The sequence below is a fragment of the Mucilaginibacter sp. genome (assembly GCF_041663085.1).
GTDB lineage: Bacteria > Bacteroidota > Bacteroidia > Sphingobacteriales > Sphingobacteriaceae > Mucilaginibacter.
This window is the reverse complement of sequence record NZ_JBAZRC010000153.1, coordinates 1-11675: the sequence shown is the minus strand read 5'-3', so window position 1 is coordinate 11675 and position 11675 is coordinate 1. Positions and strand designations below refer to the sequence as shown.

Annotated in this window: 12 protein-coding genes; 4 read left to right on the top strand and 8 right to left on the bottom strand. The window is 44.6% G+C overall.

From position 1 onward, the window contains the following. Positions 1-425 (top strand): fumarylacetoacetate hydrolase family protein (locus tag WC615_RS19925; protein WP_372979817.1); only part of this gene is annotated, 425 nt, incomplete at its 5' end. 129 nt (positions 426-554) lie between these two features. Further along, positions 555-1445: a flavin reductase family protein gene (locus WC615_RS19920; RefSeq protein ID WP_372979818.1), complete on the top strand. Its 891-nt coding sequence runs from the start codon at positions 555-557 to the stop codon at positions 1443-1445. 70 nt (positions 1446-1515) lie between these two features. On the opposite strand, the gene WC615_RS19915 is transcribed toward WC615_RS19920, so the two are convergent. The 8 genes from WC615_RS19915 to WC615_RS19880 all read right to left on the bottom strand — a co-directional run bounded on the left by WC615_RS19915 (position 1516) and on the right by WC615_RS19880 (position 8466). Next, positions 1516-2220: a L,D-transpeptidase family protein gene (locus WC615_RS19915; RefSeq protein WP_372979816.1), complete on the bottom strand. Its 705-nt coding sequence runs from the start codon at positions 2218-2220 to the stop codon at positions 1516-1518. A gap of 154 nt (positions 2221-2374) precedes the next feature. Beyond that, positions 2375-3121 (bottom strand): LytR/AlgR family response regulator transcription factor, encoded by a 747-nt coding sequence (locus WC615_RS19910; RefSeq protein ID WP_372979815.1) that lies wholly within the window; start codon positions 3119-3121, stop codon positions 2375-2377. Then, positions 3118-4152, bottom strand: coding sequence for a sensor histidine kinase (locus tag WC615_RS19905; protein ID WP_372979814.1), 1035 nt, complete (start codon positions 4150-4152; stop codon positions 3118-3120). Before WC615_RS19905 ends, WC615_RS19910 begins: the two co-directional genes overlap by 4 nt. Positions 4153-4174: 22 nt before the next feature. Continuing rightward, positions 4175-4510, bottom strand: a complete 336-nt coding sequence (locus WC615_RS19900) for a DUF4288 domain-containing protein (protein WP_372979813.1) — start codon at positions 4508-4510, stop codon at positions 4175-4177. Between the two features lie 53 nt (positions 4511-4563). After that, positions 4564-5385 carry a LiaI-LiaF-like domain-containing protein gene (locus WC615_RS19895; protein WP_372979812.1) on the bottom strand — a complete coding sequence of 274 codons (822 nt, stop codon included), beginning with the start codon at positions 5383-5385 and terminating at the stop codon, positions 4564-4566. A gap of 230 nt (positions 5386-5615) precedes the next feature. Next, positions 5616-6158 carry a transposase gene (locus WC615_RS19890; protein WP_372979811.1) on the bottom strand — a complete coding sequence of 181 codons (543 nt, stop codon included), beginning with the start codon at positions 6156-6158 and terminating at the stop codon, positions 5616-5618. Between the two features lie 266 nt (positions 6159-6424). Continuing rightward, positions 6425-7480, bottom strand: coding sequence for an agmatine/peptidylarginine deiminase (locus WC615_RS19885; RefSeq protein WP_372979810.1), 1056 nt, complete (start codon positions 7478-7480; stop codon positions 6425-6427). 116 nt (positions 7481-7596) lie between these two features. Continuing rightward, complete coding sequence (locus tag WC615_RS19880) at positions 7597-8466, bottom strand: carbon-nitrogen hydrolase (protein ID WP_372979809.1); 870 nt, start codon at positions 8464-8466, stop codon at positions 7597-7599. Between the two features lie 202 nt (positions 8467-8668). Between WC615_RS19880 and WC615_RS19875 the strand changes: the two genes are divergently transcribed. Continuing rightward, on the top strand, positions 8669-9625 hold the full coding sequence (locus WC615_RS19875; protein ID WP_372979808.1) for a lysylphosphatidylglycerol synthase transmembrane domain-containing protein: 957 nt from the start codon (positions 8669-8671) through the stop codon (positions 9623-9625). A 143-nt stretch (positions 9626-9768) separates the two neighbouring features. Continuing rightward, entirely contained in the window at positions 9769-11547 is a 1779-nt protein-coding gene (locus tag WC615_RS19870) for an aromatic amino acid hydroxylase (RefSeq protein WP_372979807.1), read from the top strand. Positions 11548-11675: the final 128 nt, after the last annotated feature.

Genomic DNA, 11675 nt, shown 5'->3' with positions numbered 1-11675 from the left:
GCAAAGATTTTTCGACCGTGATTGGCCCATGGCTGGTTACACCCGATGAATTGGAGCAATATAAAACCACGCCAAAAGAAGGGCATGTTGGCGTTACCTATAACCTGGAAATGAAATGCGTGGTAAATGGCAAGCAAGTTAGCAGCGGCAATATGGCTGATATGGACTGGACCTTCGCCGAGATCATAGAACGCTGTGCCTATGGCTGCGATGTGCTTCCTGGTGATGTGATAGGTTCGGGTACAGTAGGCACCGGCTGCTTTTTAGAACTAAACGGCACAGGGTTGCTTAACGACCCCAACTATCAGCCCCAATGGCTGCAACCAAACGATTTGGTTGAAATGGAAATAACCGGCTTAGGTATGCTGGGTAATATTATTAAAAAGAGCAATGATGATTTTTCAATTTTAGGATTGAAGAAATAAATAAAGAACCGTCATGAAAACCATGTCATTGCGAGGAGCGTAGCGACGTGGCAACCTCAGCATATCCGAATGCCCTATGAGATTGCCGCGCTATCGTTCGCAATGACATGGTTTGTATACTACACAACCATGCTATCCCACGAAACAAAAAACCTTACACCCTTACAGATCCAGGCCTACCTGAACCATGCGGTAGCGCCAAGGCCTATTTGCCTGGCCTCAACTGTAGATGCGGGGGGTAATGTTAACCTTAGTCCGTTTAGTTTTTTTAACCTGTTTAGCGTTAATCCGCCGGTGTGCGTGTTCTCGCCATCGCGCAGGGTGAGGGATAATACCACCAAGCACACGCTGGAAAACCTGCAGCAGGTGCCCGAGTGTGTGATCAATATTGTGAATTATGATATGGTGCAGCAGGTGTCACTTTCAAGTGTGGAATACCCTGCGGGCATAAACGAATTTATCAAAGCGGGGCTGACAGAACTGCCGTCTACGCTGGTGAAACCACCCCGTGTGGCCGAATCGCCTATACAATTGGAATGCGTGGTGAAAGAGATCATCAGCCTGGGAGATACACCCGGCGCCGGTAATTTGGTGATAGCCGAAATAAAGGTTATTCATATCAGCGAGGATATTTTAGATGAAGACGGCGCTATTGATCAGTTTAAAACCGACCAGGTGGGCCGTCTTGGCGGCGACTGGTACTGCCGCGTTACTGCCGATAACCTGTTTAAGGTAGCAAAACCGGTACGTACCATTGGTATCGGGGTTGACTCTATCCCTCATGCTATCCGTAATTCAAAAGTTCTTACCGGGAATAACCTGGGGCAACTGGGTAATGTTGAAGAGTTACCTGCCGATGAGGCCATTGAAGCCTATACGAAAAGCGACGAGTTAAAAGAGATCTTCGATGCTACCATCGGCGACAGCCAAACCCGCGAACTGCAGCTGCATTTAAAAGCCAAACAATTGCTTGATGAAGGCAGGGTGGAAGAGGCCTGGATGGTGTTGCTGGCAGAGTAATTTAAAATATGTCATGCTGAGCCTGTCGAAGCAGATGTTTAGGTCTTCGACAGGCTCAGACTGACACGAATCACTTCCCAAACGCATACTGTTTATTTACAACGCTGACCACCGGCGGTAGGTGGCTCTTTTCAAACAGATCGTACCCGGGCTTCATGGTTTTCCAGAACGCTATGTAAGGCGATTTTTCAAACTCTTTCATGTGTTCAGCCGTCATCCTGAACGGGAAAATATCTACATTGATATTGGATTGGCCTGCCTCAAGCGCTTTGTATGCAAGCGTGTATATTTCTTCAATGGTGGGGTTCGTCATGGCGTAGCAGCCGATGGACGCGCAGTTGCCGTGGATCATGATGGCATCGCCGGTATAGTTCTTTAACCTTTCGAGTTTATTTGGGTAGCCAATATTTATAGCCAGGTGATAATTACTTACCGGGTTTAGCTGTTTGGCGCCAACGTTATAAAACCCTTCGGGGCTTTTGCCATCACCCCGGCTTATTTTAGTGCCTAAGCCACCCGAGTAGTAGCAGATGCTGTATCGCTTAAATAGCTTGTAGGTATTGCCCTTTTTGGCCCACACTTCCATCAGGTCAAGCTGTTTGATGATGCGGATATATATTCGGTATTTACTGTCGAATTTTTGCTCAGTTAGTTCTTTCTGCAGCTTTGGCCAGATAGCCATACGGGCATCGCTCGCGCGTTTGCTGTCAGGCAGATCAATAGTGTTTATTGTTGCCAGTAAGGATAGCAGCAGTATGAAAAACAACTTAGGCATCTATCTAAAAATTAGTGAGATAAATATACCTAAAAAATTAGTTTGAAAAAACAATTAATAAAATATTGTAGAGACGCGATACTTCGCGTCTCCTTTAGATAGGTTTAAATGTCGGAGGGGAGACGCAAAGTATTGCGTCTCTACATAGAATTAATTATATCCCTAATACCTGTTTCAGCTTTACATAACCTGTTTTACTTACCGGAATCTTGGCCCCCGATTTCAGGATGGCCAGGTGGCTGTCTTTCTCGTATGGGTCTAAACGGGTTATTTGCTGTATGGCTATAATGTATGAGCGGTGCACGCGCACAAAATACCTTGGATCGAGCGTTTTCTCGAAGAAGGCCATCGTTTTATTTTTCAGGAAAGCGCCCTCGGCGGTAATTACGCTTACGTAATCATCATCGGCTTGCAGGTATTCAACATCCTGCACGGCAATAATTTTTACTTTGGTGCCTGTTTTAACCACAATCCGTTCATTTTGTGCCGGCGATTGCGCGGCAGCCTCAAGCAATGGGTTAGTTTTGGTAACCGGGGTAGGGCCGGCAGGTGCCTGGGCCAGTAGTTTTTCTATGGCTTTATTAAATCGTTCTTTACTGAAGGGTTTTAAAAGGTAATCAACCGCGTGGGCTTCAAATGCTTTAATGGCGTACTCATCAAACGCGGTAGCAAATATTACCGCGGGTGGATTATCAACCAGTTCCAGCATTTCAAAGCCATTTATTTTTGGCATTTGCACGTCAAGGAATATCAGGTCGGGCTGGTGCGTTTGTATGGCTTTAAGGCCTTCAAAACCGTCGCCACATTCCTGCAAAACCTCTATCAGGGGGAAAGCCTGCAAATATTCTTGTACAACCATACGGGCCAAAGGCTCGTCGTCAATAATTAAAGCGCTGATCATAACTGCGGTATTTTTATTATGGTTGTAAATATATTATCATTTGCGTGAGTTTCCATCAAATCATTACGTGCAAATATCAAATAAAGCCTGCGTTGTACCCCGCTTAAGCCAAAACCGGTACCTTTGCTGCGGCGGCTGGTTTTTGGGTCGTAAGGGTTTTGTATCATAATAACAAGGTACTGGTCCTCAGTTTCGGCACGCACGCTTATGGTAACATCCTCGGTAGTATCGTATAAACCAAACTTAATGGCGTTCTCTACCAGGGGTTGTAATAAAAGCGATGGCAGCATAGATTCGCCGCATTTGTCGTCACAGCTAATTTCGGTTTGCAGGCGGTGGCCAAAACGTACTTTTTCTATATCCAGGTATAAATTAAGGTGTGTAAGCTCATCGGTTAAGGGCACTAAAAGCTGGTCGTCCTTTTTTAAGGTGCCGCGTAAAAAGTCGGATAACTGGTGGATCATCCTCCTGGCTTCATCGGGCTTAAAGCCTATCAGTGCGTTTATTGAGTTTAAGCTGTTGAACAAAAAGTGAGGTTGCAACTGCTGGCGCAGGTTGTAAAGTTCGGCATCGCGGGCCAGTTTCTCGGCTTCTGTTTTGCGTTCCTCGGTACGTTTATGATCCAGTTGAGTATACCATAAAGCACTGATCATGGCCATCCAGCCAATGGCCAGGAACAAGGTGAAAAAGCGGATAACCAATGATTGCTGCAGGAAGTTAAAATACACTTGCCCCATATTAAACAATGGTAATATATACCGGCAACCGGCAATACAGGCGGCGGCAAGCGCGGCGCACCATATCAGCAGGTAAACGTAGCTCTCTTTATCGGGTTGGTAATAGCGCAGGTTATTGTTAATGAGCCAGCATGCGCCCGATAGCAGTACGGCGCTCATTGCGCTGTCTGTAACAGCCGTAGACCATACAAAGCCAAAACTATGTATGATATAGGCTTGCAGGCAGGCCCAAACCAGCCCGCAGACCAGGAAAGCCCCAATTAATTTTGAATGTGATAATTGTGATGCAGCCAAAGCTTTTTATTTAAGGTGATGTTTAGTTTTTTGCACCCAGCAGGGCGCTTTTATGATGTGCCCAGGCTATGTAAAGATCCGGGTTCTCAGCTTCATGTATATTGTAATATAATTCGGTGCCATCGGCCAGGCCGCTTAAAACGTTAAGTTCGGCAACATCAATAAACTGCCATTTAACGGTTTGCTTTTGTACGTTTAAAAAGCTATCCTGGTTGGCATGGCCAATGGTGCTTGCTTTTTCATAAGCCTGTATTTCGGTTTCGGCGTGTATAAGGCGCAACTGCTCATCAAACTGCGCGTTGTGGTCGCCGCTGCCGCTTATTACCCTGAACACTAATTTTGCTACGTACCAGTTCATAACGTGTCTCTCCTTTTAAATTATATTGATAGTAATTGAAATGGATGTTGTTATTAATAGCTGCGGATATCAACCCCCGCAAACATCGATACACCTTTTAGTACCAGTACCTTATCGGTAGTATTTGCCAGTGTGGTTTTTATACGTTTATCGTCAACCCCGGCAAATACGGCAGCCAGATCGGGTATTACGTGCCAGTTGGCAGGTACAATAAGTTTAGTGCCGCCAAACATCTGGGTAATATCTATAACCACACGCCCGTGTATGTCGGCCTGTGTAAAATCAAGCTCGGTGCCCCCAAATACGTTGGTGATATCTCCCCCCTGGAAATTTTTTGACAGGATGGTTTTATTAACCCCGCCAAATACGGCAGTGGCGTTCAGGTAATCATCTTGTGATGGTGGGGGAGGCATGCTGCCTATAGGCTCAGTTGTATTTGTTTCGGTGCCTTCGGTATCAAAATTTGCTAATGGCTTTTCGCCGCTGTAGGGGTTAGCCTTGTATTTTTTATCCCAGTAATCGGCGTTTTGTACAGCGGGTTCATTTCTTTTCCGCATAATGATCCATACACCAAAGGCAATAAGCATTACCGGCCAAATGATGTCGCTAACGTCAAAATTGGGGATGGCATCGTCAAGTAAATTGCCTAAACCTATGATGACCAGGATAAACCAGAATGGCTTACGGAAATTATGTTTGGCGCCATAATACATGCCCCAAATGATGAGCAATATTGGCCAGCTAAACAACCAGTGTGGGAAAAAGAACAGGTTGAATTGTTTAAGGAGCAGCACACCGCCTACTGCCAATAGGATTACCCCGGCTAAAACCTTGTTTTTTGGGGTGCGGTTTATATCGTTTATATGATTAGACATGGTATTCTTCTATTTAAATCTTAACCAAAACTAACGTAAGATTACAAAACTGCAAATGTATTATTGGCAATAGCATTAAACAAGTCGGTAAGGGGGTGTAAATTGTCGGTGAAAAATTAGGTTGGGGGAATGTAGCATTTGTAGAGACGCGATACTTCGCGTCTCCATGAGGACGGTAATGCATACGCTATCTGCCTGCAATGTTTATTAAGACGCGAAGTATCGCGTCTCTATGGTTTGTAAAAGTTTTCAAAGCTTCTGCCATCCCGTTCCCATTTATCGGGGTTATTATAGATATACTCTTGTATATTTAAATATTCTTTGTGATCTCTGATAACCCTATCGTAATAACGGGGTTGCCAGGTAAAATCAATATTATTAAGCATCGCATATTGTTTTACCGACGATTTGTACCCTCTGATTATAGAAGCTAAATTTTTTGATTGAGACCCGGCCTTATTTACTTCCCAGGTTATTTTATCTGGCTTATTGATGAATAATATCCCATGGATATGATCGGGCATAATTATAAATTCATCTAATTCTACATATGGATGAAATTCAGGGATTTTCAACCAATTAGCGTAAGCTATATCGGCAATATGTGTCTTTTGTAATGATGTGATGCCTTGCAGATCTGTTTCAATTTCTCCAAAATATGTGACGCGATCTTTTGTACATATGGTTACAAAATATAAAGCATGAGAACCGTAGTCCCAGCCCTTTAGCCTGGCTGGTGGTACCCGGTACTTATCTTTGTATTTGTCTTCCATTTTACGATATGGACGCAATATAATGCATTTTTTTGCTGTCGAGACGCGATACTTCGCGTCTTTAATGAATATGCTTTAATGCATTGTTTATTACCGTCATAAGGGAGGCGCGAAGTATCGCGTCTCTACGATTACATATTGTAATGAATGGTTCGGCACTGTACTAAGGGAAACGCGAAGTGTCGCGTCTCTGCGATTGCATATTGTAATGAATGGTTCGGCACCGTCCTAAGGGAGACGCGAAGTATCGCGTCTCTACAGTGTTTCTACACCGCCGGTTCCTGCTGGCTCAAACAATGGAAGCTACCAAGCCCCCAGATAATATCTGTTGAATCGATACCTACAACCTTTCTGTCGGGGAAGCAGCCTTGTATAATATCCAGCGCCTTATCATCATGATGCGAGCGGAAAGTAGGAACCACCACCGCCGCGTTACCAATGTAAAAGTTAGCGTATGAGGCAGGCAAGCGCTGATCGTCGTATATCACCGGTTCGGGCATGGGCAGTTCAACAATATTGAGTTGCTTGCCGTTTAGCAGGCGCATGGTTTTTAGGGTTTGCAGGTTTTCCTGCAGTAGGTGGTAGTTCTCGTCGTTTTTGTTGTGCTCAACCACGGTAACTACGGTATCGGTATTTACAAAACGGGTAATATCATCAATATGGCCGTCGGTATCATCGCCAACAATGCCATCGCCCAGCCACAATATCTGCTCCACACCATAGTAGTTTTGCAGGTAACTCTCTATTTGCTGCTGGTTTAAATGCGGGTTGCGGTTTTTGTTTAATAAACAAGCAGTAGTGGTTAACAAGGTACCCGCGCCGTTAAAATCAACCGATCCGCCTTCCATTACAATACCGGGATGATACACGGGCAGGTTAAACTGCTGGCCAATTTTTGTAGGGATGATATCATCCAGGTCGTACGGAGGGTATTTGTCGCCCCATGCGTTATAGCCCCAGTCTACAATTACTTTTTCTTTGGTTTCATAATTCACCAAAAACGCCGGACCATGATCGCGGCACCAGGCATCATTTGTACCAAATTCAAAAAACTCAACCTTGCTCAGGTCGGCACCAACAGCTTGTAGCTGCTGTTTGGCAAAAGCCGTCATCTGCTCATCAACCACATTGATCCGCACGATCTCGCCCTCAGTAAGCACCTTGATGAACTCGGCGTACTTGCCGTATATCATGCCCAGTTTACCCGGCCACGAAGCCTCCTTATGCGGCCAGCTTAGCCAGGTGGCGGTGTGCTTGGCCCATTCAGCAGGGAAGTGGAATCCTTTTAAGTTTGGGAAGTTTTGGGTTGATGATTGGCTCATAATTATATATTTCAAACCGTCATTGCGAGGTACGAAGCAATCTCCAGATAGGCATGCTGTTTAGGCATAGTTTAGAGATTGCTTCGTATCTCGCAATGACGCGTGGGGGGCGGTTATTAATCGTTATCTATTAAACGCTTAGTTATTGGTTGATATGAGTCTATACGGCGATCGCGTAAAAACGGCCAGTGACTGCGGTAGTAATCAGACTGATCCAGATCAAGCTCTTTTACAATCACTTCTTCCTGCTCAACAGTGGTTTGGTGTAATACCTCGCCAAACGGATCTGCAAAGAACGAGCCTCCCCAGAATTTAACGCCGGCCTCTTCGCCAACGCGGTTAACGCTTACCACGTGCACGCCGTTGGCAACAGCATGGCTGCGCTGTATGGTTTGCCATGCGTTGTATTGTTTAACGTTGGTGGCTTCGTCCTGCGTGGTTGCCCAGCCTATGGCAGTTGGGTAGAATAAGATTTCGGCACCCATCAAAGCGGTGATACGAGCTGCCTCCGGGTACCATTGGTCCCAGCAGATCAGCACACCTATAGTAGCAAATTTGGTTTTGAAAACCTTGTAACCCAAATCGCCGGGGGTGAAGTAAAATTTCTCGTAAAAGCCCGGATCATCCGGGATGTGCATTTTACGATATTTGCCCAGGTAGCTACCATCTGCGTCTAAAACCGCGGTGGTATTGTGGTAAACGCCTTGCGCGCGTTTCTCAAATAACGATGCTATGATAACCACGCCCAGTTCGCCGGCTACTTTTTGCAAAGCATCGGTTGATGGGCCGGGGATAGCTTCGGCCAGTTTAAAGTTATCGTAATCCTCTACATCGCAAAAGTACAACGATGTAAAAAGTTCCTGTAAGCAAACTATCTGCGCGCCTTTGGCGGCAGCTTCGCGTACTTTAACAATAGCTTTATCCAGGTTTTCCTGTTTATTTGCTGTGCAGGTCATTTGCACTATACCAACATTTACCTTACCCATTTGATACAAATTTTGCGCAAATTTACCCTTTTTTTAGAGATTACAGAATAGAGATTGGACGTTAGTTAAGTTTGGCCACTCATCTAATTGTAAACTTTTTTAGCCTATAATTAAACAAGCTTTGTAACACTACTGTTAAGATTTGTTAACTAAATAACACCTACAAATCAACTAATCACTAATTTATTACCTTTGCACCCGAATGAAAGACTTAGCACAAGCCGAGGAAGACGAAGCGCAGGAACTGGTTGCCCCTAAAACCTGGAAACAACGTTTATGGAGTATTACAAAGGTGGTACTTAAATTCGCGGTTACATCAGCATTGTTGTACTATGTATTTAGCAAAGTGCCTTTGCAAAAGGTAAAATTAAGGCTGATGCATGCCAATTACTGGTGGATGTTTGCTGCGTTAGTTTGCTTTTTCGCTTCTATTGTAATGTCGTCGTGGCGTTTATCAAGTTTCTTTAAATCTATCAAACTAAAGCTCGACCCACGTTTTAACTTTCGTTTATACCTGTTGGGCTTATTCTATAATTTCCTGCTTCCGGGTGGTATCGGGGGCGATGGTTATAAGATATATCTGTTGAACAAAACGTATAAGCTACCCGCCAAAAAAGTGTTCTGGGCTATTATGTTTGATAGGCTGAGCGGACTTTGGGCTATCGGGCTTATCACCGTTATGCTGATATTTTTGATCCCGCAGATAGATGTGCATATCGGTATCCCACTGGGTATTTTTGTAACCGCATCAGCCATCTACTATTTTGTGGCTTACAAATTTTTCAGAGATTACACCCACTATTTTTGGCAGGCGCATTTAAAGGCAGTAGCAGTACAAGCTTTACAGGTAACTGCTATTGTATTTATCCTGTTCGGCCAGGATTTTACCGGCAAGTTCTCACCTTATTTGTTGTCGTTCCTTATTTCGGCATTGGCAACTATTATCCCTATCAGTGTGGGTGGCGCGGGCATTCGCGAAACTGTTTTTCAGCAGTTATCAAGGGTTTTTCCTATGGATATTGATCTGGCAGTTTTCCTGCCCATCTCTTTTTACCTTATCTCTATCATTGTGGCTTTGTCGGGCGTTTATTATGTGCTTCGCCCAAGCCGGCTGGAAGAGGGTTTGCCTAAAACAGAAGATAATTTGGAAATTAAATAAATTTATAATATTTAATTCTTTCGGTATTTTTCGAACCCCAATAAAAGGTAATAATTCTGCAATTTTGCTGATACAATCTTTATTTTCCTAAACCATAATTCCTAATTTCGCGTTTCTACTATTATAAACCTGAAAGATACGGAATGAGCGATTTTAATGATTTTAATAACCCGCAGGTTGCGGCATTACCCCGCCATTTAAAGCAATTTATTGTTAGTCAGCACTATGAGCATTACACCCCGGTAGATCATGCCGTGTGGCGTTACGTAATGCGCCAAAACTATAGCTATTTAAAAGATGTAGCTTACTACCCGTATATCCCAGGACTGCAAAAAGCGGGGCTCACCATCGAGAAGATCCCCGACCTGCAGGATATGAACAACGCGCTGGCCAAAATTGGCTGGGGTGCCGTAACGGTTGATGGCTTTATCCCGCCCGCCGCGTTTATGGAATACCAGGCATACCGGGTGCTGGTTATCGCTGCCGATATCCGCCAGTTAAAACATATTGAGTATACCCCCGCGCCGGATATCATCCATGAATCGGCCGGGCATGCGCCTATTATTGCCGATAAGGATTACCACGAATACCTGAGTTATTTTGGTTCGATAGGGGCTAAGGCTATGTTTAGCGCACAGGATTTTGAACTATATGAGGCCATCCGTGCCTTATCCATATTAAAGGAAATGCCGGATGCCGATCCCGAAGAAATAAAGAAAGCTGATGAACTGGTTACCTGGCACCAGGACAACATGGGCGAGCCATCTGAAATGGCCCTGTTAAGCCGCCTGCACTGGTGGACGGTGGAGTACGGTTTGATAGGTACGCTTGATAATCCCAAGATCTATGGCGCCGGTCTGTTATCATCAATTGGCGAAAGTGCCAGCTGTATGATGGATGAGGTTAAAAAACTACCATACACCATTGATGCCGTTAAATACAGTTATGATATCACCAAAACGCAGCCGCAGCTTTTTGTAACGCCAACCTTCCAAAACCTGATAGATGTGCTGGAGCAATTTGCCGATACCATGTCGTTCCGCCGTGGCGGGGCTTATGGCCTTCAAAAAGCTATCGACAGTAAAAATACCTGTACTGCGGTTTATAGCTCAGGCTTGCAGGTGTCGGGGACGTTTACGGAGTATAAGGCAGGTGAGAATGGTGAGCCAACCTTTATAAAAACTACCGGGGAGACCGCGCTGGCCATTGGCAACAAACAACTTAAAGGCCATAGTAAAAGTTACCATAAGGATGGGTTTAGCTCGCCGGTTGGTAAGCTTAAAGGTTATGAAAAACCATTGGAGGATTTTACTTCCGATGATCTGAAAATTGCCGGGATAGAAACGGGTAACGAAATTTCCCTGACTTTGGAGAGCGGAGTTACAGTTTTGGGCAAATTGGATGAAATTATTATAGAAAATGGCAAAATTATCCTTTTTAAGGTCGAAAAATGTACGGTTTCGGACGAAAAAGGGCGTGTCTTATTCGACCCTTCATGGGGTGTTTATGATATGGCGGTTGGTGAAAAAATAACCTCGGTATTTTGCGGCGCGGCAGATAAAGATGCCTTTTTAGAGATAGCCTACAAATCGAACACGGGCACCCACCATGCTGATTATGATCATAATACCAAAGAGCTGCATAAGTTATACCAGCAGGTACGCAACCGCCGCCATGCCGGCGGCGATCTGGGCTTTTTAGGCAATGTGTGGATGATGCTGCAAAAGTTCCATCATGATGACTGGTTATGCGCCCTTGAAATACTGGAATTATTAGATCACGAAGAAGCTGAACCCGCTTTGGCCGCCGAGATAAGGCAGTTCCTGGAGCAGAAAGCCATTAATGAGCCCGAATATAAAAAACTGATAAGCGATGGGCTGTACCTCATTAAACACCCTGTAGAGGAGAAGTTGATAGTTTAACCAACAATACTAAATTTGCAGTAACACATCTATAGAGGGGTACTATGAACATCATTATAACAGGCGCCAGCAGCGGCGTAGGATTTGAAGCTGTATTAGAACTGATATTATCTGGCAAGCATAAAGTA